At 69.5% G+C, this 20,893-nt stretch carries 18 protein-coding genes and 1 pseudogene; 11 read left to right on the top strand and 8 right to left on the bottom strand.

Annotated features, from left to right (window positions below; genetic code table 11):
* Window positions 1-55: 55 nt before the first annotated feature.
* The 5 genes and pseudogenes from StrepF001_RS45495 (at window position 56) to StrepF001_RS09770 (ending at window position 4,612) form a co-directional block, all read left to right on the top strand.
* Entirely contained in the window at window positions 56-196 is a 141-nt protein-coding gene (locus StrepF001_RS45495; protein ID WP_165396186.1) for a hypothetical protein, read from the top strand.
* Window positions 197-352: 156 nt separating this feature from the next.
* Window positions 353-877, top strand: coding sequence for a DUF5994 family protein (locus tag StrepF001_RS09785; RefSeq protein ID WP_240797352.1), 525 nt, complete (start codon window positions 353-355; stop codon window positions 875-877).
* A 489-nt stretch (window positions 878-1,366) separates the two neighbouring features.
* A pseudogene (locus StrepF001_RS09775) lies at window positions 1,367-1,835 on the top strand (DUF5994 family protein).
* A gap of 10 nt (window positions 1,836-1,845) precedes the next feature.
* Window positions 1,846-1,989, top strand: coding sequence for a hypothetical protein (locus StrepF001_RS45490; protein WP_165396185.1), 144 nt, complete (start codon window positions 1,846-1,848; stop codon window positions 1,987-1,989).
* Between the two features lie 994 nt (window positions 1,990-2,983).
* On the top strand, window positions 2,984-4,612 hold the full coding sequence (locus StrepF001_RS09770) for an IS200/IS605 family element transposase accessory protein TnpB (protein WP_129797905.1): 1,629 nt from the start codon (window positions 2,984-2,986) through the stop codon (window positions 4,610-4,612).
* A 193-nt stretch (window positions 4,613-4,805) separates the two neighbouring features.
* On the opposite strand, the gene StrepF001_RS09765 is transcribed toward StrepF001_RS09770, so the two are convergent.
* On the bottom strand, window positions 4,806-5,726 hold the full coding sequence (locus StrepF001_RS09765) for a recombinase family protein (protein WP_129797904.1): 921 nt from the start codon (window positions 5,724-5,726) through the stop codon (window positions 4,806-4,808).
* A gap of 249 nt (window positions 5,727-5,975) precedes the next feature.
* A complete protein-coding gene (locus StrepF001_RS09760; RefSeq protein WP_129797903.1) occupies window positions 5,976-6,716 on the bottom strand; it encodes a class I SAM-dependent methyltransferase in 741 nt (246 codons plus the stop codon).
* Between the two features lie 182 nt (window positions 6,717-6,898).
* On the opposite strand from StrepF001_RS09760, the gene StrepF001_RS09755 reads away from it, so the two are divergent.
* Both StrepF001_RS09755 and StrepF001_RS09750 read left to right on the top strand, forming a co-directional pair.
* On the top strand, window positions 6,899-8,194 hold the full coding sequence (locus tag StrepF001_RS09755; protein ID WP_165396209.1) for a GNAT family N-acetyltransferase: 1,296 nt from the start codon (window positions 6,899-6,901) through the stop codon (window positions 8,192-8,194).
* 207 nt (window positions 8,195-8,401) lie between these two features.
* Window positions 8,402-9,265 carry a GNAT family N-acetyltransferase gene (locus tag StrepF001_RS09750; RefSeq protein WP_129797901.1) on the top strand — a complete coding sequence of 288 codons (864 nt, stop codon included), beginning with the start codon at window positions 8,402-8,404 and terminating at the stop codon, window positions 9,263-9,265.
* Window positions 9,266-9,397: 132 nt separating this feature from the next.
* Here the strand turns inward: StrepF001_RS09750 and StrepF001_RS49435 are convergent, their stop codons facing one another.
* Together StrepF001_RS49435 and StrepF001_RS09745 are read right to left on the bottom strand one after the other, a co-directional pair.
* Window positions 9,398-10,384, bottom strand: a complete 987-nt coding sequence (locus tag StrepF001_RS49435; RefSeq protein WP_276322805.1) for a transposase — start codon at window positions 10,382-10,384, stop codon at window positions 9,398-9,400.
* Window positions 10,381-12,450: a DUF4158 domain-containing protein gene (locus StrepF001_RS09745; protein ID WP_276322804.1), complete on the bottom strand. Its 2,070-nt coding sequence runs from the start codon at window positions 12,448-12,450 to the stop codon at window positions 10,381-10,383. The genes StrepF001_RS49435 and StrepF001_RS09745 overlap by 4 nt, the downstream gene beginning before the upstream one ends.
* Window positions 12,451-12,696: 246 nt before the next feature.
* Between StrepF001_RS09745 and StrepF001_RS09740 the strand changes: the two genes are divergently transcribed.
* The 3 genes from StrepF001_RS09740 (at window position 12,697) to StrepF001_RS09730 (ending at window position 15,492) form a co-directional block, all read left to right on the top strand.
* Window positions 12,697-12,969: a hypothetical protein gene (locus StrepF001_RS09740; protein WP_129797900.1), complete on the top strand. Its 273-nt coding sequence runs from the start codon at window positions 12,697-12,699 to the stop codon at window positions 12,967-12,969.
* 126 nt (window positions 12,970-13,095) lie between these two features.
* Window positions 13,096-14,076 carry a sigma-70 family RNA polymerase sigma factor gene (locus tag StrepF001_RS09735; RefSeq protein ID WP_129797899.1) on the top strand — a complete coding sequence of 327 codons (981 nt, stop codon included), beginning with the start codon at window positions 13,096-13,098 and terminating at the stop codon, window positions 14,074-14,076.
* Window positions 14,077-14,103: 27 nt separating this feature from the next.
* The gene (locus tag StrepF001_RS09730) at window positions 14,104-15,492 is read left to right on the top strand and encodes an erythromycin esterase family protein (RefSeq protein ID WP_129797898.1); all 1,389 of its coding nucleotides are present in this window, start codon (window positions 14,104-14,106) and stop codon (window positions 15,490-15,492) included.
* Between the two features lie 261 nt (window positions 15,493-15,753).
* Here the strand turns inward: StrepF001_RS09730 and glpK are convergent, their stop codons facing one another.
* Window positions 15,754-17,268, bottom strand: coding sequence for a glycerol kinase GlpK (gene glpK, locus StrepF001_RS09725; protein WP_129797897.1), 1,515 nt, complete (start codon window positions 17,266-17,268; stop codon window positions 15,754-15,756).
* 39 nt (window positions 17,269-17,307) lie between these two features.
* On the bottom strand, window positions 17,308-18,075 hold the full coding sequence (locus StrepF001_RS09720; RefSeq protein WP_129797896.1) for an IclR family transcriptional regulator: 768 nt from the start codon (window positions 18,073-18,075) through the stop codon (window positions 17,308-17,310).
* 195 nt (window positions 18,076-18,270) lie between these two features.
* Here StrepF001_RS09720 and StrepF001_RS09715 point away from each other — a divergent pair, with 195 nt between their 5' ends.
* Window positions 18,271-18,696 (top strand): ATP-binding protein, encoded by a 426-nt coding sequence (locus StrepF001_RS09715; RefSeq protein ID WP_129797895.1) that lies wholly within the window; start codon window positions 18,271-18,273, stop codon window positions 18,694-18,696.
* Window positions 18,697-18,709: 13 nt separating this feature from the next.
* Here StrepF001_RS09715 and StrepF001_RS09710 read toward each other — a convergent pair whose 3' ends face one another.
* Both StrepF001_RS09710 and StrepF001_RS09705 read right to left on the bottom strand, forming a co-directional pair.
* Complete coding sequence (locus tag StrepF001_RS09710) at window positions 18,710-19,816, bottom strand: PP2C family protein-serine/threonine phosphatase (RefSeq protein ID WP_240797351.1); 1,107 nt, start codon at window positions 19,814-19,816, stop codon at window positions 18,710-18,712.
* A gap of 226 nt (window positions 19,817-20,042) precedes the next feature.
* Window positions 20,043-20,801 (bottom strand): IclR family transcriptional regulator, encoded by a 759-nt coding sequence (locus StrepF001_RS09705; protein WP_129797894.1) that lies wholly within the window; start codon window positions 20,799-20,801, stop codon window positions 20,043-20,045.
* Window positions 20,802-20,893 lie beyond the last annotated feature (92 nt).

The following is a 20,893-nucleotide window of genomic DNA, read 5'->3' as shown; positions in this document are numbered from 1 at the left end:
AGGTACCAGGTCAGGGGCCTGATCCGCATCGCGGGTCAGGCCCCTGAGTGGTTGTGTGTCAGTCCAAGACTGTCCCGCGGACACCGAGGAAGGCACCCGGCTCCAGCTCACCGTGGACACCACGCCCGCGGCGGAACCGGTGCGGTCCTGGCTGGAGACCAGCCGCTCCTCGGGCAAGAACGGCCGCCGGAAGTGAGGCGATCTCCGGGAGCGGTCCGTTCGGCCTCTTCGGGGAATACCGTGAACTCATCGGGAGCACTTCGCACACCGGCCCCGATACCGGTGTCGTTCCTGGTGAGCGACGACACCGGGCAACTGCCTACGCGCAGGGGTCCGGAGACGGGTTCGCACGATGTCCGCGACCACCGACCATCTCCCGCTGCGCGCTGTGCCCTTCAGGGCCCCGACCGCGCGGCTCGCTCTCAAACCCGTGAGTTCCTCCCCGGGGCGAGCCGAGCTGGACGGCGCTTGGTGGCCCCACTCACGTGACCTGAGCCACGAACTCCCCGCGCTGGCCGACGTACTGGACCCGCTGGGGGGACGGATCACCCGGATCGCCGTCAACCCCCGCTACTGGCCGATCATCCCGCCCAGGATCTTCGTCAACGGCCATGTGGTGAAGGTCGGTTGGTTCACCTCGGAGCTCGATCCGCACAAGATCCTGCTGCTGTCCCACACGGCGGGCCGCTGGGACCTCCTGGTGATTCCACCGGAGACCAGTGCCCCCTCGGCCGCCCGGCTGATGGCCGCCGCGAGCGCGAACACCGGCCCGCAGCCGACCGCGTCCGCTCTCATGACGGCAGAACAGGCCAACGACGCCTCCTCGTCGTACGAGGCCAACACCGGACGGCCCGGCCGACTGGTGGCGGGGATGTGACCGTCTGCGTCACCGCCCCGGCCGTAACGAGGCGGCCCGGATCGCGTGGCCACCGCGTTGACACCGACCGTCGCCGGACGTTGGCTTGGCAGCACGGTGCAGGGCCATGCCACTCCGGAACACACGCAAAGCATTCCGCCTACCGCCTCGCCCGGCCCCGGCGGGAACCCGCCTACCAGACGACAGCGAGGCCGGCCATGACCGTTTCACGGACCATCAGGAACCAGGCGCAGACGATGAGGGACAGAATCACGGAGGAGCTCGACCGGGTCACCCGCAACAGGCGAGTGCAGCGCCGGAGCAGGATCGACCGGGCCTCCGGAAGCCTGAAACAGGCCGCGGAGAAGGCCAAGGGTGCCTTCAGGCAGAACGGAAGCGGCCCTCGATGATGTACGACCAGACACGCGCCCGGCAGTCCGCGGGCCAGACCCCGGGCCCCGCCGAACGCCGCAGCCCGAGCCCGTCGCAGCCCCGGCCACGCGTCTCGCCCTGAAGACCGACGGCACCTCCCGTGGACTCCTGGAGGGTGCCTGATGGCCCCGCTCCCGGGATCTGCTGAGCGAACTGCCCGCGCTGACCGACATGTTGACCCCTTGTGGGGCCGCATCACCCGCATCGCCGTCAACCCGAAGTACTGGCCAGTCATCCCACGCCAGGTTCCCGTGGACGGCCACATGTCAAGCTCGGCTGGTTCACCCCGGAAATCGACCTCCACAAACTGCTGCTGCTCTCCTACGGCACCGGACGCTGAGGCCTGCTGATCACCCCGCCCGAGACCGGGGCGGAGTCGGCGGCCCGGCTGATGGCTGCCGCGTCCGACTACGACGGCCCGCCACTGACCGCGAGCGCTCTCATCGCCGCGGACGAGGCATGGGAGTACGAGGGCGGCGCCTCCGCGGTGTCCGCGGCCGTCCCGGAACAGCCCGGTCGGGCCAGCCGCCTGATCGTCGGTATGTGAGGCGGCCGCCATGAACGCCTTCCTGACGGCCGCCGCCTTCCTCGTCCTCATCGCAGCGGCGGCATACGTGATCCACCGGCTCAACATCGAGCACGCCGACAGAATCGCCGTGCACCAGTACAGCGCCGCCCTGCCCGGGCGGCGAGGGCCGTAGCCGCGTTCGACTCGGCCACCGGGATGCTGCGTGCCCTGTCACAGTGCCTCGCCGGCCGGGATGTCCCGGCCGTCGGCCAGGTGCCGGCCTCCCTGGAGTTGCCGCTGTCCGGCCTGCTGGGCACCCTCAACCGGTTACCGACGGCCGCCCAGAAGTGGGCATACGCAGCGAGCGGCTGGGCCGGGGCCATTCCCCTGCACAAGGCCGGGAGAGGTACGTTCGGACGCACTCGCTGCGTGGGTGACGGGTCACTATCCCCCACCGCCGTTACCCGTTGATCTTCATCGGATCCTCCAACGGCACCCTGGTCCATCTGGCGGCGGCGCTGGCTGCGGCGTGGCTGCCGCAGACTCTGCTGCTGCCCGTGCGCCGCAGCGGCGTCGCGGTGGACGATCCGCGGGGTGACCTGGCCGCCACCAGAGGTGCGGGCCGGGGCTCTGCTCGCCGCCAACCCGGACCTCGTACTGCACCACATGCACGATCCCCATCAGGACCGTCTCATGATCGCCGGGATGACGTACTTCCGGGTCAAGCGGCGTCGGTTGCCCGAGCCCTACCGTCGGTTCATCCAGGACCGCCTGGCTCCCGGTGGGAGGGTCGTCGTCGACTGCACCTTGCGCCGGCCCACCACGAGGGTGGACGACCGTTATGTGTTCCAGTTCGGCGCCCTGGGCGACGCCACTCCCGAGGAATACCGTCACGGCGGTCCTCGCGTCGCCGAACTGCTCGCCCGCTACGGTTCCCGGTGCGCCGGTGGAACCCGCCCACCCCCGACGGCGAGAGTCCCGAGGCGGAATGGGGTGCGGAACTGCTGCCGCTTGACCGTGTACGAGTGCGCTTTCGTGAGCACGGGTGAGCTTCGGTGCCTGGCCGTCGGGCGGGGGAGGGGCGTCCGGTCGACGGAACGGGCGTTCTTGCGTCGAATGCGTGACCTTCGCGTGCGGTGGTCGTTGAGTGCGGTGACGGTCTTCGATACGGGTGGGGGTGACGGGGGTTGGGCGGGCTGCGGGAGGTGGCGGCGCCGTTCGTGGTGCCCGGCCCCGCGGGGGTGGCGGTCCGGGACCGCTTCAAGGGCCTGACCACCGACGACGAGAGGGTGCTGCGCCTGGTCGGTGACCACCTGGGCACGCTGGCCTCCCGTGACCTGAGGGTGCGGTGCGCGGACGGTCTGGAGCACGACGCCGGTCGGTGGGCCGAGCGTAAGCGGGAGCTGACGGGTGAGTCGTCGTCGCGGTGGGCGGGTTCGCTGACCAAGGCCACGCATGATCAGTGGGCGCTGGCCCGGCGCGGCCAGGCCGCGCACATCCACAGCCTGGAAGCCGGGATTGACACGGTCACCCGCCGGCTGTCGCTGCCCATCGGGCAGAAGGGAACGAAGCGGGCGGCGGGCGGATACCGCAACGAGAAGGAGTGGTTCGCCAAGTCACGCCGACTGCGGGTGCTGGGAGACCGGATGGAGCGGGAGCGGGCCGACCGGGAGGCCGGACGGGTACGGGTGGTGCGCGGCGGCAAACGGCTGCTGACCACGCGCCACCACCTCGATGCGGCCGGACTCACCCAGGATGAGTGGCGCCGCCGGTGGGAAGCCTCCCGCCGCTTCCTCCAGGCGGACGGCGAGAGCGGGAAGCGGTATGGCAACGAGACCATCCGGGTCAGCCCGGACGGCGAGGTCAGCATCAAGCTTCCGGCCCCGCTCGCCCCCCTCGCCAACGCCGCGCACGGCCGCTACGTCCTGACCGCCCGCGTGGCGTTCGCGCACCGCGGCGAGACCTGGCGCGACCGCGTGCAGGCGAACCGGGCGGTGGCCTACCGCATCCACGAGGACACCGACCGGCAACGCTGGTACCTGACCGCCTCCTGGACCATCCCGCCCGTCCGGGCCGTGCCCCTGGCCACCGCGCGGGCGAACGGCCTGGTCGGCGTGGACACCAACGCCGACCACCTGGCCGCCTGGCGGCTGGATAAGCACGGCAACCCGGTCGGTGAGCCGCGCCGCTTCGACTACGACCTCACGGGCACCGCCGCGCACCGCGACGCCCAGGTCCGCCACGCCCTCATCCGCCTCCTGCACTGGGCCCAGCGGCACCACCTGGCGATCGCGACCGAGGACCTGGACTTCACCGCCGAGACCAGCCGGGAGAAACACGGCCGCCGCAAACAGTTCCGCAAGCTGATCTCCGGGATGCCCGTGGCCCGGCTGCGCTCCCGGCTGCTGTCCATGGCCGCCGAACTCGGCATCCCGCTGATCGCCGTCGACCCTGCCTACACCAGCCGCTGGGGCGCCCAGCACTGGCAGAAGCCCCTCACCGGCAAGAACAGGAAGACCACCCGCCACGACGCAGCCGCCGTGGCGATCGGAAGGCGCGCCCTGGGGCACCCAATCCGGCGACGGACGACACCGCCCCGTACCCACCAGAGCGATGGGTACGGGCATCGGACCGTCCAGGCCGCACCGGAAACCCCGGGACGTGAGGGACCCCGCCCCCGCATCCCCGGACCACGGACACGATCCGTCGACGCCGGACGCGGAGCGAAAGCGGGCAACCAGAACGCCCAACACCGTTCGGGGCGTTCGGCTGAGCATGGGTTCTGGCAGAAGGACTCACTCCCGCTCAGTCTTTAGGAACGGTCTGCACTCCGGCCTCCTCGATGACCTCGCCACCTTCACCCGGCAGCACGGCCTCGACCTGGACCTCCTGCGCTTCGACACGCCGCAACGGCTCAGTCCTGCCGTCGCCGACCTCTACCGCCGCTGGTACGCAGATCGGCCCTCGGGGAGTATCTGAACGGAAATTAGCGGTAGCCGCTGACCCGGATCATGGTCCGGTCGAGATGAGGGCGCTGACGCGGTTCTCGTACTCGCGGCGGGCCTTGCGCTGCGCCGGGACAGTCGGGGTGCCCTGGCCGCCGTCGAGAGGCTGGCAGTGGGCGAGGAGCTGGCGGTGGACGGCCCGGGTGGTGCTGACGCGCAGGGTGTAGCCCTGACCTCGCCGTACGGTAACGCCCTGGTCGAGCGCGGCCCGCTCGGCGGGCTCCAGCTCGGTGGCGCGGAGGAAGTCGGCGACCTTGCCCGGCATGTCGAGGGTGACCGGCAGCTCTGGGGCCGGGACGTCCTCCTGGCCCTCGGCGGTGTGCTCGGGAAGAAGGTCGGCGACGGCCGTGCGGATGGCGCCGCGGCTGACGCCGTGGTCGCGCGCGAGGGCGGCGATGGAGCGGCCTTCCAGGTACGCGGTGCGGACGGCGTCGGTCCTGTCGGCCGCCACGGCGGGGCGGCGCCCACCCTTGCTGCCCCTGGCCTCGGCGGCCCGCAGCCCGTCGTAGGTCAGCTCGCGTTGGAGTTCGCCGGCGGCGGCGAGGGTCTGCACCATGAACTTCACGGTGGACAGCAGCTCGCCGGTGCGCGGGTGGCGGGCGGTGAGATCCATCGCGGAGAACGCGCCGTCGTGGATGCGCAGCGCGAGGCGGCGGTCGCGGTGGAGGACGTCGAGCACGTCGAGGATGTGGCCGGTGCCGCGCACGAGGCGGAACATCTCGGAGATGTGCACGGTGTCGCCCGGCCGCGCGTACGTGAGCAGTTCGCGAAACTTCGGGCGCTGGAGCGGGTGGAGGCGGCTGGAGGTGCCGGGGTCCTCCTCGAAGACGACCGGGTCCTCGATCCCGGCCTCGTCGAGGACGAGGTCCTGGCGGGCGGTCGACTGCTGGTCGGTCGAGACTCGCTTGTAGACCAGGTTCGCCACTCGTGGGCCCCTTACGTATGGAGGAATGGACCCTATCTGTCATCAAACCCTGTCAGCAATCACCATCGGATCTGATTGGATTCGGGCCGCCACGAACCCCTGGCTGCACGGGTTCATTGGACGCGTCGGCCGCCTGTCGTCAAACGATCGTTTGCCGACAGATCGGTTCGGCGCGACGTTACTCCAGTACGTCGTACGTCCCTGCCGGGTTTGTTCCTACTCGGCGCGTAATCGCCCGCGTTGCCGCGGTTACTCTGTGGGTTTCTCCCAGATCGAGACGTGCTGGCGGCTCTCGCTTGTAAACGGCTCTCCCGTCCAGCTGTCCCACCGCTCACGCAGTCGCAATCCGGCGAGTTGAGCCATCAGGTCGAGTTCCGACGGCCAGACGTAGCGGAAGGGGGTCGACGTGTATGTGGCGCGCCCGTCGACGATGTCGATGTAATTCGAACTCGTCGCCTGAGTGGCGACGTCGTAGATGTCGAAGGCGCAGCGCGTCGGGCTCACCTGGTAGGGCACGACGTTCTGCCCGGCTGGGAGCCTTCGCAGTTCGGGCACCATGACCTCGACGACGAAGCAGCCGCCGGACTCGAGGTGAGCCGCAGCGTTACGGAAACACGCCACCTGCTCCTCCTGCGACGTCAGATTCATGATCGTGTTGACGACCAGGTAGGCGACGGAGAACGTGCCGTCCACCCTCGTCGTCGCGAAGTCGCCTATCGTCACATCGATCGGGCCACCACCGGGCTTCGCACGAAGCCGGTCAACCATCGCCCGTGACAACTCGATGCCATGGACCGGCACGCCTCTTTCGGCCAGCGGCAACGCGATGCGTCCCGTTCCAATGCCCAGTTCGAGGGCGCGGCCGTCGGCTGCGAGTCCAGCCAGAACATCGACAGCGGGGCCCACGACCTCCGGGTCGAACAACTCGGCTAGCGACTCGTCGTACGTCGCGGCAACGCTCTCTCCGAAGTAGCCGTCCTCGTCGTCCATGGCGCGGACCGTACTGCCTGAGAGTCCCGGGATGCATGCGAATATTGCCGAGCCCGTCAGGCCCACCGGCAGCAGCTCCCGCAAGGTCCCGACGCTGGCCGCCCATGGTCGGCCCTCCGGCGCGGGAGCCCAGAGCGGATATTCGGTTGCTCGCCTGCGACGTGGTGGATGCAATGTCCGGCATGGTGACTGAGGTCCGCCCGCCGCGACACGATGAGATGGCCGCGTACTACCGCGCATTGCCGTACGCGAACGGATTGCCGAGTTGGGAGCCCGCAGACGCGGCGTGGCACGGCGGCCCCGAGCCATGGCCCCCACAGCGCACACCTGCGAGCGTGGAGCAGCTCCAGGAGTGGGCAGCAGCCGACATCAAGGACGAGGCCTTCCATCCAGTCGCGACGTTCGTCGACGGCAGGTGCGTCGGCGCATCGGCGACCATCTCCTTCGAGGTGACGGTTCCGGGCGGGGGAACGGGGAGGATGGCCGGTGTCACTGCCACCGGGGTGATCGCGACACACCGCCGGCGCGGGTACCTGCGGCAGATGATGCAGGCCATGTTCGAGGCAGCCCTGGAGCGAGGCGAGCCGTTGGCGATGCTCAGCGCGAGCGAGGGCAGCATCTATGGACGGTTCGGATTCTCGCCCGCGACCTACCGCACTCGCTGGGAGCTGGCCCGTCACGAAGCCGCCCTCCTTCCGGCAGAGCCCGATCCCGGGTCGCTGGAGCTGGTTGACGCTGCGCAGGCGAAGAAGGCCTGGCCTGGGGTGCATGCGGAGGTGCGTGCCCACCGCGTCGGGGAACTCAGCCCTCTGCCCGGGCGCTGGGACGGGCTGTCCGACGAAGCAGACGGCACCAACGGGCCGCTGCGCTATCTCACCCACCACGACCAGCACGGCAATGTGGACGGCATCGCCAACTTCCGACTGCCATGGTCCTCGACCACGGACCATGCCGGAACGCTCGTGGTAGAAGCCCTGGAGGCGACCAACCCGGTGGCCTACCGGGCCCTGTGGGGAGTACTGATCGACTTCGACCTCACCAAGACCGTCGTGGCAGCCGGCCGTCCGCGCGACGAACCCCTGCGGTGGATGCTCACGAACTCGCGGGCGATGCGCATCACCCGCCAGACCGACAACCTTTGGGCGCGCCTTCTCGACGTCCCCCGAGCCCTGACGCAACGCTCGTACCTGACGCCCGGCGAGCTGAGGTTCACCATAGACGACGACCGGATGTGCCCGGCGAACAACAGAACGTGGCATCTGAAAGCAGACGGCCCCACGGCGACGTGCGTTCCCACCGACGAGACGGCAGACCTGACCATCACGCTCTCCGCGCTCAGCTCGCTCTACTTCGGGGGCATGTCGGCGCACCACCTGGCGTATGCGGGCGACATCACTCCGCACACCGAGGGCGCAATCGGGCAGCTGGCTCGGATGTTCTGGACCGACCCCGAACCGCACAACTCCTTCGGCTTCTGACGAGGCGGTGCGTGTCGGGTGATGCCTTCGGCTTAAACAACGTCCTTGCTCACGCCTTCGCGTCGTGGTTCCTCCGGCATGGGTGGTCAGGCCGCTTGGCCGTAGCCCTCGGTGCGTGGACTGTCGGGGCATGACCCAGATACGTAACGTGGCTGAAAGGCATTGAGCAAGTACTCCCCGAGTCGAGGAGATCCGGGATCATGAAGCATGCTCCTAGATGACTGGCACCTCACTCAAGACGTTGACGACTTCCTTGCCCGAGCCGAGGGCTTCCTGCGCTCGCGCCCCGCCCTGCACAACACGCCGCTGACGGACATCGAGAAACTGCGGATACGCAGGCCGGATGCACACGGCCCCGTCACCGCCGTCTTCGGCCGGCTGGAGTCAGGAGGCGAGGTCCACGCGGTCTTCTATCTCACTTCGCGCGGACGCCTGGGTCTCACCCCCCTCTCTGTCGAGCAGACCGACGCCCTCGCCGCCCATCTGGCCGTCCTCGGCCACTCGCCCGCCAACGTCATCGCGGACCATGACACCGCCACCGCATACGCCGATTCCTGGCAGCGACACACGGGTGCGGCGCCAGCACTCTTCTGGCGGACGCATCTCTACCGTCTCGGCACACTCACCCCGCCGCAGCCACCCCCGGAGGGCCGGGGCCGTCTCACGGGCGGGACAGACCGCGAACACGTCGTGCGCTGGTGCCGTGAGTTCTGCGTCGACGTCGGGGAGCAGTCCTCCATCGACTTGATCGACGCCGGCTCCTGGGACGACTCGCGCTTCGGCGACCGGCACTTCACCTTCTGGGAGACCCCGGACGGCACCCCCGTCTCGATGGCGGCCGCGACCTCGGTCATCGGCGGCATGGTCCGGATCGACCCCGTCTACACCCCTGCCCACCTCCGGGGCCGCGGCTACGCGGGCGCCGTGACGGTCGAGGCGAGCCGGGCAGCGCTGGCCGCGGGCGCGACGGTCGTCCTGTTCACGGACCCGGACAACCCCACCAGCAACGCCCTCTACCAGCGCATCGGGTATGTCCACGTCGCCGACTTCGCCGGGTACAAGTTCTCCTAAAGCACACCATAAGCCGGGTAAGGGCGTGATCGGCGCAAACGCACCTGCCACGTACGGCTGTGACCGCCGCGAAGCGGCTGACGAAAGCGGTGGCGGGCACTCTGATCAGCCTTCGGGTCGGTGAGGTGACACTCAGTCCTGCTCGCCGTCGTCGTCCTCGTCATCGGTGTGCGGGTTACGCAGCTGCCGCAGGCCCGGCGCGGCCGGCTGGGTGAAGGCGTAGCGGCCGAGGAAGTTGATGTGGTCGTACTGGAGTGGGGAGAGCCGGGCGAGCAGTTCGTCGGTGACGGGGAAGCCGTCGGCGGCCAGCTGTTTGACGGCGGCGTCGATGTAGAGGCTGTTGAACAGGACTACGCAGTTGAGGGCCAGTCCGAGGGCGCCGAGCTGGTCCTCCATGCCCTCGCGGTAGTGCTGGCGTAGTTCGCCGCGCTGTCCGAAGAAGATCTTCCGGGCGAGGCGGTGGCGGGCCTCGGTGACGTTGAGCTGGGCGCCGATCATGCGCCGGTATCCCTCGTCGGAGACGAACTGGAGCAGGTGCAGGGTCTTGAAGATTCGTCCGTAGTGGGCGAACGCGTCGCCCAGTCCGGTCGGTTTGCCGTCGCGGGAGAGCATGCGGATGAGGTCGTGTCCGCGGACCTCGCCCAGGGTCAGGGAGCCTGCCACGCGGAGCATGTCGCCCCAGTGGGCGCGTATCCGGTCCAGGCGGATGGTGTGGTTGGAGACCGGCTGGAGCGGCCCGTAGTCGGCCGCGGTGTTCGTCCGCCACAGCCGGGCGTCGGAGATGTCGGCGATCCTCGGCGAGAACTGGTAGCCGCAGATCGCGAACAGGCCGAAGACGATGTCGGAGTACGACGCGGTGTCCGTGATGACGGTCTCCGGCTTCGGCCCGCCGTCGCGGGCGTGGATGGCGTCCAGGATGAACAGCGAGTCGCGCAGCGTGCCCGGCACGACCACCCCGCCCAGCCCCATCACCTGGTCGTTGACCACGTTCAGCCAGGTGGCACCCTTGTGCCGCAGCCCGAAATACCGGGGGTTCGAACTCGCGTACAGGGTCTTCACTGGCACGGTGAAGCGGACCCCGTCGGCGGAGGCGACCAGGCCGCCGCCCCACGCCCTCACGACGTCGATCTTTGCCTGGGCCTCGATATGAACAGGCCGTTCGCCACCGAGATGTTCTCCGCCCGGAAGTAGCCTTGATCGACCTGGACCAGACGGCCCCGGCTGAGCGCCGGGACGTCTGGCTTGATGACCGGTGTGAACCCGACGTTGCACGCTTCCGTCAGCAGGACGGCGCACAAACTGGTGGTGAAGCCTTCCATGTGCGAGTCGGCGCCGGAGATGTGCGTGAAGGCGTCTGCCATCCCGGTCAACTCGGCGACCTCCAGCAGCAGCTCGGGGAAGTCGACCTTCGGCAGCATGCCGTTGACCAGCTGCCGGAACGGCGGCATGAGTTTGGGCTCCTCCGCCTTGCCGAGCTTGCCCAGCTTCAGCTTCCCGCCCACTACCTCCAGTGCCGTGTTGCCCGGCAGCCCGGCGGCGACCTGGACGTACGCGGCGTGCAGCGCGGAGGCGAGTTCGGCGAGGTGTCCGGCCGGTTCGCTCTCCAGACCGAGCGCGGTGAGCACCTTGGGCTCGGCGGCCGTCCACTTCTCCCCGGCCAGCAGCTTGGCGCGGGGGTCGCCCCACCGGTCGCCGTCCTTGGCGAACACGTCCCGCCGGCGCAGCGAGCGGTGCAGATGCTCCAGGATGCAGAACGAGTACGCGGCCTTGTCGACCAGGCCGTGCGGCACGTTGGGGTTGGCGAACACCAGCCGCCGCCACGAGCCCGTCACCAGATCGATGGCGACCTCTTCGGCGCCGACCTTCTTGCGGGCGATCAAATCCGGGAGCCGCTTGAGGGCCTGAACGACGGGGGCGCCGGCTTCGACGGCGCCGAAGTCGATGACCTCGACCAAAAGGCGGATGAAGCCACGCACCGTGCCGTAGCGGGCGACCAGCTCGGCCCGCCATTCCGCGTCGTCGTCCCCGTCGCTGTCCGGGACCACCGAGGCGATCGTGACGAGCGCCTCGGCCAGCTGCTCGCGCGGCACGACCTGCTCGATTGCGGACCACGCGTCGACCACGGAGACGAGCTCGCCGGTGTCGGTCGCGGGCGGCGTCGTCATCAGCACGTCGACCGCTGCGGCGACCTTCTTCGCGGCCTTGCGCAACTGGGGCAGGGCCTTGAGCTTGGCGTCGTTGCCCATCCGCTCGGCCTTCGCCAGCAGCTTGGTGGCCATCAGTGCATGCAGCAGATCGAGCGCGTCATCCACCGTCGCGGTCTCCAGGTGCCGCACGGTCGCCAGCAGCGTCGCGGTCTGCCGCGTGACCTCCAGCCGCTTCAGCGTCGGCGCCTTCGAGGTCAGCCCGTACCGGGCCAGCCCGGTCATCCGCGCGGCCGGAACCCGTCCGGCGTCCACCGCGCCGGCTCCCAGGCCCCGCACCTCGCGGACGCGGTCCAGGGCCAGTTCCATAGCCTTGCCAGACACCCGCATCGGGCCCAGCCGCAGCCGCTCCAGCTCCGACACCCGCTTCTTCTCCGGCACCTCCAGCAGCCGGACCATCTCGGTCCGCAGCTCGTACGGCACCACCTCATACAGCGCGGCGTGCAGGCGGTCGTTCTCCTCCTGGCGGAGCGCGGCCACCATCCGGGCCAGCGACGTCACACCCGGCAGCAGCACCCGGTTGTTCACCAGCCACACCACCGCCCGGTCGAACAGGGCCCGCGGCCCCTCCAGCGACGACCACACCCGCGCCGCCAGAAACTCCCGCAGCTCCGCCTCCCCAGCCGCGAAGTCCCGGTAGCCGTAGGTGTCGCGGATCTCCCACGCGTGTTCGTACACCGTCTGCGCGCGCGTCCCGTACTCGGCGAAATGCTCATCGTCGAGACCGAGCTGCTCGGCGACGAACCGCACCACGGAGGCCGGTACCGCCGTGGGGTCCTCGGTCAGGAAAGTGCCGAGCATCCGCACCGTGCCCCACTGCACCGCCCACCCCAACCTCGTAGCCGAACGGCGCTTCGCTCGAGCGAGCTCCAGGGCCCTGGTGTCCAGGCGGAAGAACTGTTCCAGCTCCCCGGGTGAGGGTTCCGTGGCGAACCGGCCGTAGCGGGCCTCTTGCTCAGCAGACAGGTATTCAACAGGCATGACCAGGAACGTAGAGCCCGCTGACCAGGCAAAACGGGCACGTCACCGAACCGGAATCAAGATCGCTCCGCTACCGCTAATTTCCGTTCGGATACTCCCCGAGGGCCAGATCGTGGCCTGCCCGCCAACCGCCTCCTGGTCGAGTCGTTCCTCCTGCTCGACCCCTGGCTGGCCCTGCGCACCGGCTCGGCGCCGTACTGGGCGGTCTTCGGCACCGAGATGTTCCGGGCGGGCCTCGAAGCGTACTTGGACGCCACCGACCGCTACGACGAGATCCGGGTCCTGCTGTGCAACCACGGCACCGAGTCCATCGGGCTGGCCAGCGCCGAGGACTGGCAACGCACTGCGGCCCGCGCCCGCAAGATCGGGGTCCTGACCGGCACAGAGGCCTCCGTATACCCCCGCGACTTCGCCAGCCTGGTCCGCACGCTCTGTCCGCTACCGCTGCCCCTCGCCGCCGAGGACGCTGCTGCGGCCCTCAACGCCCATGACGAGATCATCTGGCACCCGACGAACTGACCCCTGGCGGTACGACGAGTGGTACTGCGTGACGAGGACCGGGCGGGGTAGGCGGAGATCAAGCGGACTCATGACGGGCAGGAGCCGAACGGCGATTGCGGTGCTCCGCCTTGGAGGCTGATGACCATGCCGCCCGAGACGCACGCTGGTACCACCAGCCGCCAGGCGCGACCAGGCGAACCCCATGAGGAGCCGGACCTGGTACGCCAGTACTTGACCCAGATCGGGTCCATTCCCTTGCTGACCGCTGCTGAGGAGGTCGATCTGGCCAAGCGTATCGAGGCCGGAGTGTACGCCGATGAGCTGCTGCGGGAGGCAGAAGCCGACCGGCGCGAACTCGCCCCGGAGTGGCGCCGGGATCTGGAGGCGGTGGCGCGTGACGGACAGTGCGCCAAGGACCACATGATCCGTGCCAACCTCCGGCTCGTCGTGGCGATGGCCAAACGGCATGCGCGCCGTGGCCTGCCCTTCCTGGACACCATCCAGGAAGGGAACATGGGGTTGATCCGGGCGGTGGAGAAATTCGACTACACCAAGGGCTACAAGTTCTCGACGTACGCCACCTGGTGGATCCGGCAGGCCATCGAACGCGGACTGGCCCAGCATGCACGCACCGTCCGGCTGCCTGTGCACGTGGTGGAGAACCTGTCCAAACTCGGCCGCGTCGAACGCCGGATGCTGGGGAGGCTGGGGCGCGAGCCGACGGTGGAAGAAGTCGCTGCGGAGACCGGGTTCTCGGTCGAGAGGGTCGCGGAACTGCGCCGTGTGGGGCGTGAGGCGATCAGCCTCGACACCCCTGTGGGGGAGAGCGGCGAGACCGTGGTCGGCGACCTGATCGAGGACACCGAGGTGTTGCAGGCCGTCGACGTCGTGGAGTATCGCGCGCTCGCAGCACAACTGCGAGCGATCATCGGAACGCTCCCGCCGAGAGATGCCATGATCCTCACCCTGCGGTACGGCCTGCACGACGGCCGACCGCGCTCGCTCACGCAGATCGGCGAGCACCTGGGGCTGACCCGCGAGAGGGTGCGCCAGCTCGAGAAGCAGGCGCTGGCAGAGCTACGTGCTCCCGAACGCCACGAGCCCCTCCTCGAATGGGCGGGATAGGACAAGCGCGCGGAAGGGGAACAAGCCGTGTCCGACACCGACCAGGTCCGCATCCGGGACGAGGCCCTGCCTCTGTCCGATGCGGCGTCGCTGGACCCGCTGCTGGAACGTATCGGCGATGCCCGCTATGTGCTGCTGGGCGAGGCCTCCCACGGAACGGCCGACTATTACCGGGTACGTGATGTGCTGACCCGTCGGCTCATCGAGGAGAAGGGCTTCTCCTTCGTGGCAGTCGAGGGCGACTGGCCCGACTGCCAGGCCGTGCACTGCTCGGTCGTCGGGGCGCCGGGCTCGCCCGAGGATCCCGGAGACGTGCTGGCGGGTTTCCGGCGCTGGCCCGCGTGGTTGTGGGGCAACACGGACGTGGCCGCCTTCGCCCGGTGGCTGCGCCGGTACAACGAGGAGCGGCCGCCGGAGCGGCGCGTCGGCTTCCTCGGACTGGACGTCTACAGCATGTGGGAGTCGCTGCACGCGGTGCTCGACCACCTGCGCGAGCACGACCCCGACCGGGTGGGCCCTGCGCTGGAGGCATACCGCTGCTTCGAGCCGTATGCCGAGGACCCGCAGTCCTACGCGGTGGCGACCCGCATCCTGCCCGAGGGCTGCGAGGCACAGGTGGTGTCCCTGCTCACCGAGCTGCGGCAGCGGACCGCGCAGACGGCGGTGCCGGACGGCTCCCTCGCCGAGTTCGCCGCGCGGCAGAACGCGGAGGTGCTGGCCGGCGCCGAGCGCTACTACCGGGCCATGCTCAGCAGCGGCCCCGAGTCCTGGAACATCCGCGACCACCACATGGCCGACACCCTGGACCGTCTGATGGAGCGCTACGGTTCCGGCGCCAAGGCAGTGGTGTGGGAGCACAACACCCACATCGGGGACGCCCGCGCCACGGACATGGCCGACAGGGGCCTGGTCAACGTCGGCCAGTTGGTGCGTGAACGCCATATGGGCGACGGCGTGGTGCTGGTCGGCTTCGGTTCGCACTCCGGCACCGTGATCGCCGCGGACGAGTGGGGAGACGTGCCGAGGATCATGGATGTTCCGCCCGCGCACGCCGGCAGCCTGGAGGACCTGCTGCACCAGGCGCTGCCCGGACAGCGGGCGCTGTTCGTCTTCCCCCACGTGCAGTTGCAGAGGCCGCCCGTCACCGGCCGGCGCGAGTGGTTCCACCAGGAGCGCGGCCACCGGGCCATCGGCGTCGTCTACCAGGCGCAGTACGACCCCGTGGGCAATTACGTACCCACCGTCCTGGCCCAGCGCTACGACGCCTTCTGCTACCTCGACCGCACCGACGCCCTCACCCCACTGCGCCCCGGCGAGCCGGCCCCGCGTCGGCCGGCGACGCCCGCCGTCAGCTCTTCCGGCCGGCCGGTTCGCGCACCTTCCGGTAGCCGCCCGCATCGGTCATCGCCGTGCTGATGCGCCTGCGGTCACCCTCGGGGTATCCGGCGTCGGCGAGGACCTCCGCGATCTTCGCGGGCCCGGTCTGCCGTACCTTTCCTGCGGTCGGCCAACGGCGGTCGCGCAGGGCCATGAATGTGCGTACGGCTGTCTCGGGGTCACTCCGGCGTCGGTCAGTGCTGCCGCTGCAGCAGATGGAACGGTGCGTGCGGCTTCCTTCTGCCGCGCGGCTACCCGTACAGATCGCATGCACACAGCATCCGAGGACCGCCTTCACCCTCAAGTGCGCCTCGGCGGTTTGATCCACCCCAGCGACCGCTCCACAGCTCGTTGCCAGTTGTCGTACTCCGACTCCCGACGCTCAGGGTCCATGTCCGGCAGCCACTGGGCGGCCCGGTGCCAGTTGCGGCGCAGGACTTCCAGATCCGGCCAGAAGCCTGCGGCGAGCCCGGCGGCGTAGGCGGCGCCGAGGGAGACCGTCTCGGCGACCATGGGCCGCACCACGGGCACGTCGAGTACGTCGGCGACGAACTGCATGAGCAGGTTGTCCGAGGTCATCCCGCCGTCCACCTTGAGCTGCTTCAGGGCGACGGAGGAGTCGGCGTTCATGGCGTCGACGACCTCGCGGGTCTGCCAGCCGGTGGCCTCCAGGACGGCTCGGGCCAGATGTCCCTTGGTGATGTACGAGGTGAGGCCGACGATGACCCCGCGTGCGTCGCTGCGCCAGCGGGGTGCGAACAGACCCGAGAACGCGGGGACGATGTAGCAGCCGCCGTTGTCCTCGACGGTCCGTGCGAGGGTCTCGATCTCGGGGGCGCTGCTGATCAGTCCCAGCCGGTCACGGAACCACTGGACCAGCGCGCCGGTGACGGCTATCGAACCTTCCAGGGCGTAGACGGGGGGCTGGTCCCCGATCTTGTACGCGACGGTCGAGAGGAGTCCGTGCCGGGACCGCACCATGTCGGTCCCGGTGTTGAGCAGTAGGAAGCTGCCCGTTCCGTAGGTGCACTTCGCCTCGCCCGGGGAGAAGCAGGTCTGGCCGAACAGGGCGGCCTGCTGGTCGCCGAGGGCGGCGGTGATCCGGATCCCCGGAAGGACGGTGCGGGCATCGCCGTAGCTCTCGGCAGAAGGCCGGATTCCGGGCAGCATGGGGCGGGGCACCCCGAAGAACGTCAGTAGCTCCTCGTCCCAGGTGAGGGTGCGGATGTTCATCAGCATGGTGCGGCTGGCGTTGGTGGCGTCGGTGATGTGCAGGCCGCCGTCCGCACCGCCGGTGAGGTTCCAGATCAGCCAGCTCTCCATCGTGCCGAACAGCACCTCGCCGTCCTTGGCGCGCTGCTCGAGTCCGTTGACATGGTCGAAAAGCCATCGGATGCGCAACGCCGAGAAGTAGGTCGAGGGCGGCAGGCCGCACCGCTCGAGGAAGAAGTCGTCTCCGGGCCGGTGTCTGAACTCCTCGACGAGCGGGGCTGTGCGGGTGTCCTGCCAGACGATCGCCCTGCCCAGCGGGGCACCGGTGAGCCGGTCCCAGAGCACCGTCGTCTCGCGCTGGTTGGCAAGGCCGATGGCGACGACGTCTCCGGCGGCGATACCGGCGACGGACAAGGCCTCGGGTACGACGCGCTGCAGATTGCGCCAGATCTCGAGAGCGTCGTGCTCGACCCATCCGGGGCGAGGAAAGTGCTGCTGATGCTCCCGCTGGGCAACCGACACCAACCGACCGTGGTGGTCGAACAGAATGCATCGGGTGGAGTTGGTGCCCTGGTCGATGGACATCACATACCGTTCGACCATGATCGGGTCTTCCTTCCGATGTATCGAGGGGCGGTGGGACTACCAGCGGGCCGCGCCCAGGTCTCTGGAGATCGCCCGTGCGGCCTCGCGCAGCAGGGTGACCAGGCTGGAGCGGGGGCGGCCCTGGTTGTCACAGATCCGCTCGACCGGGCCGGACAGTCCGATGGCGCCCACCACAAGACCGCCGTGCCCCCGGATCGGCGAGGCGAGGCCGGCTTCGCCCATGCTCATTTCCTGGACCTCGGCGGCCCATCCCAGTTCCCGGACCTCGGCGAGCGCCCGGGTGAGTTGTTCCCGGGCGACCAGGGTGTGCCGGGTGTACGCCTCCAGCCCGGATTCCAGGGCCGACTCCACGGGCTCGGTCCCGAAGGCCAGCAGCACCTTGCCGAGCGAGGAGGCGTGCAGGGGCAGCAGCGCGCCCACGTCCAGGGTCTGGAGTGTGTCGTCCGGCCGGAACACGTGGTGGACGATCAGGACCTTGCCCTCCAAGGGGGTGCCCAGACGGACCGCTTCCCCACTGCGGGCGGCGAGAGCATCGGCCCAGTTGATCGAGCGTGACCGCAGCTCGTTCACGTCGAGGTAACTGGTGCCGAGGTGCAACAGGGCTGCCCCGAGCTGGTATTTTCCGGTCGCCTCGTCCTGCTCCACGAAGTCCACGTGCTGCAGTGTGCGCAGAATGCCGTGGGCGGTGCCCTTCGCCAGCCCGAGCGAGGACGCCACCTCGCCGAGACCGAGTCGACGGGGCCCACCGGCGAGCAGACGCAGGATCGCCGCCGCCCGTTCGATCGACTGAACCGGGCCGGCCATAAGGCGAGCGTAGCCCCGCCATGGAGCGTCCGCTGTACGTGCAGGGCGCCACTTCATCAGCGGATGGGCGCCGGCGTTCGGTAATGCCGACCGCCTTTCGTTGACCGGCCTCGCTTCGCTCTTTAGCGTGCAACGAGGCCCAGCTGCGCGCTGAGGCTTGGCGTCCGGCCCACAGCGCTCACGGAGGGAGAGCAGATGGCGGTACAGCTCAATACATCGCCTCGGGCGGCATGCGCAATGGTCTGTCCGCTCCCGCACGTCCCGGGGGCGGTCTCGGTCGTGCGCGGACGCGTGCGGGCGCTGCTCGCAGACTGGAACGTCTTCCCTGAGCTCGTCGAGGACTGTCTCCTGGTGGTGTCGGAGCTGCTCACCAACGCAATCGTCCACGCCCTGCCCCCGGCGGAGCTGCGGCTGTCCTGGGCCCGGGGCGACGGACTCGGCACCCTGCGCGTCGAAGTCACCGACGGGGGACCCGCGTGTCCGGCGGGGCAGTCGGCTGCGGAGATCGACCCGGACGAGCACGGCCGAGGCGAGGAGATCGTCCACGCACTGGCGACTCGGCACGGTATGTCCGTCCATTCCGGCGGGGTCACTCGGTGGGCCGATCTCGTCGCAGCGTGACAACGGGGCCTGATCAGCGCAGGTGAGCGGGGCCGATGGGGCCCTGGGTGAACACGGCACGGGCGACACCGGGTTCCGCGGCCCCTTCGCCGATCCCGGCGAGGGCCGGTTTGTGAAGCAGGAGCAGCGCCGCGTCATCATGCAGCCGGCCGCCCACGTGTGCCAGCAGTTCGTCATGGAGCGCGGTGAGGGTGCGCGCCGGTTCGTCGCACACGTGTCGCGCAAGCCCTTCGGCGAGCGGATAGAACTCACGCCCGTGGTTGCGGGCCTCGGTGACTCCGTCGGTGTAGAGCAGCAGCTGTTCCCCCTCGGCGAAGGGCAGCACCTGGAGGCTGGGGGCCTCGCCGGAGAGGGCACGCAGTCCGAGCGGTGGCGTCGGATGGTGGGGCTCCACCGCCACGACGCTGCCCGAGGCGCGTACCAGCAGCGGCGGCGCGTGTCCGCAGTTGACCACCTCCAGCTGCCCTGTCTGCGGGTACCCGGCAACCACGGCGGTGACGAAGTCGTCGTGGGCGAGATTGCGCGCCAGGCTGCGCTCGATCCTGTCGACGACGGCGAGCAGATCGGGCTCGTCGTAGGCGGCCTCACGAAAGACACCGAGCACCAGTGCGGCGGTCCCCACGGCGGGCAGCCCCTTGCCGCGCACATCGCCGACGATCAGCCTGACCCCGTACGGCGTGGGCACCAGCGCGTAGAGATCTCCTCCGATACGAGCCTCCGCCGCAGCAGCGCTGTAGCGGACGGCCACCTGGAACGGACCGACAGTCTCCGGTACGGGTTTGAGAAGCGCATGCTGGGCGGCCTCCGCAACCGAGCGAACGGCCGCAAGAACGCGCTCACGACGTCCGCGCAGCACGCTGGCCAGGCCACCCGCCAGGGTGACGACCACCAGGGCGGACAGTACGGGTGCCAGTTCGTGGCGCGGAATGCCCTCCCGGTCTCCGAGCGTGGCGCCCAGCGCCATGGCGAGGAGACCGACACAGAGGACGCCGCGCGGCCCGTTGGTGGTGGCGGCCAGCGCGGGCCCGGCCACGAGCAGCGGCAGCCAGATCATCCCTCCGCCGCAGAAGAGGGCGACCAGCACGCTCACCGAGACGATCAGCATGGGCAGTACGGGCATACCGGCGGCCAGCTGCGCGGCAGCGTGCCCGTGGGCTGATGCTCCGAGACTGGCCCCTCGGTTCCTGAAGGGCCTCATCCGCCAGTGGCCGCCACCGTGGTCCCGGACCTGACTCATGCTTCGTGCGCAATCCTCACCTGTGCGGGGGAACGACAGGAGGCGCTCCCGACTTGTCCGACTTCATCCAGGAAAGAGGTTCGGTTCGGGCGCCACAAGGACACGATTTTCAGATAGTGAGCGAAAGGCTCCTGGTCACTCGACTCGCGATCGGGAGCAGCCGCGCCCGGATCTCCTCGAGTCGGGGCAACCGGTCCACCGGCAGTGAGACACCGAGCGAGCCGAGCGTGTCCCCGCTGTAGACGGGCACAGCGACGCACACGGTACCGAGGGCGTACTCCTCCAGGTCCGTGACGGCCGGGGCCGCGGGTGAGGTGTCGAGCCGCCGGAGCAGTTCCGAAGGGCTGGTGATCGTCCGTGGGGTGAGGTCGGCGAGGGCGTGCCGGGAGAGGTATTCCTTGCGCGACTCGTCGTCCAGTTCTCGCAGCACGGACTTGCCCAGCGCGGTGGCGTGTCCCGCGTCCTGGAATCCCACCCAGAGGTCGACGCGGGGCGCCCGCGGGCTGTCGACGATCTCGGCGACCCGGATCTCCCCCTCCTCGTAGAAGGTCAGGTAGGTGGCGGTCGCGAACTCGTCCCGCAGAGCGGCGAGCGTGGGCCGGACGCGGCTGAGCAGCGCCTGCCCGCTGCCCGCGGTCTGCAGCGCCTGCAGCTTGTCGCCCAGGACGAACCCGCCGTCGTCCAGCTTGCGTACGTATCCGTCATGCGCCAGCGTCCGCAGCAGGTGATAGGCGGTGGCCAGGGGCAGCCCCGTCTCGCGTGCCAGCTGCTTCGCCGGCGCGCCGTTCTCGTGCGCGCTCGCCGCCTCCAGCAGGCGGAAGGCCCGCTGCACGGAGGTGATGAGCGTCGGGCCGTCATGAGCACCCATGCGACCAGCCTGCGCCAGGCGCCGGGCGCAGGCAAGGCAGCGGCCCGTTGCGGCTCCGCACCCCGGGCTCCCGGTCCGAGGCCGCGGCCGCC

Source organism: Streptomyces sp. F001, assembly GCF_004187715.1.
Taxonomy (GTDB): Bacteria; Actinomycetota; Actinomycetes; order Streptomycetales; family Streptomycetaceae; genus Streptomyces; species Streptomyces flavusporus.
The sequence above is the reverse complement of the archived record's forward strand: the minus strand, read 5'-3'. Positions and strand labels throughout refer to the sequence as shown.

Coding starts and splice junctions, on each gene's coding strand:
- StrepF001_RS09760 (WP_129797903.1), bottom strand. CDS start 6,716: ATGGACGACGAGGACGGCTACTTCGGAGAGAGCGTTGCCGCGACGTAC.
- StrepF001_RS09735 (WP_129797899.1), top strand. CDS start 13,096: ATGCCGCCCGAGACGCACGCTGGTACCACCAGCCGCCAGGCGCGACCA.
- StrepF001_RS09720 (WP_129797896.1), bottom strand. CDS start 18,075: ATGGCCGGCCCGGTTCAGTCGATCGAACGGGCGGCGGCGATCCTGCGT.
- StrepF001_RS09705 (WP_129797894.1), bottom strand. CDS start 20,801: ATGGGTGCTCATGACGGCCCGACGCTCATCACCTCCGTGCAGCGGGCC.
- StrepF001_RS09755 (WP_165396209.1), top strand. CDS start 6,899: ATGGTGACTGAGGTCCGCCCGCCGCGACACGATGAGATGGCCGCGTAC.
- StrepF001_RS09710 (WP_240797351.1), bottom strand. CDS start 19,816: ATGCCCGTACTGCCCATGCTGATCGTCTCGGTGAGCGTGCTGGTCGCC.
- StrepF001_RS09715 (WP_129797895.1), top strand. CDS start 18,271: ATGGCGGTACAGCTCAATACATCGCCTCGGGCGGCATGCGCAATGGTC.
- StrepF001_RS09745 (WP_276322804.1), bottom strand. CDS start 12,450: ATGCCTGTTGAATACCTGTCTGCTGAGCAAGAGGCCCGCTACGGCCGG.
- StrepF001_RS45490 (WP_165396185.1), top strand. CDS start 1,846: ATGAACGCCTTCCTGACGGCCGCCGCCTTCCTCGTCCTCATCGCAGCG.
- StrepF001_RS09785 (WP_240797352.1), top strand. CDS start 353: ATGTCCGCGACCACCGACCATCTCCCGCTGCGCGCTGTGCCCTTCAGG.
- glpK (WP_129797897.1), bottom strand. CDS start 17,268: ATGGTCGAACGGTATGTGATGTCCATCGACCAGGGCACCAACTCCACC.
- StrepF001_RS09750 (WP_129797901.1), top strand. CDS start 8,402: ATGCTCCTAGATGACTGGCACCTCACTCAAGACGTTGACGACTTCCTT.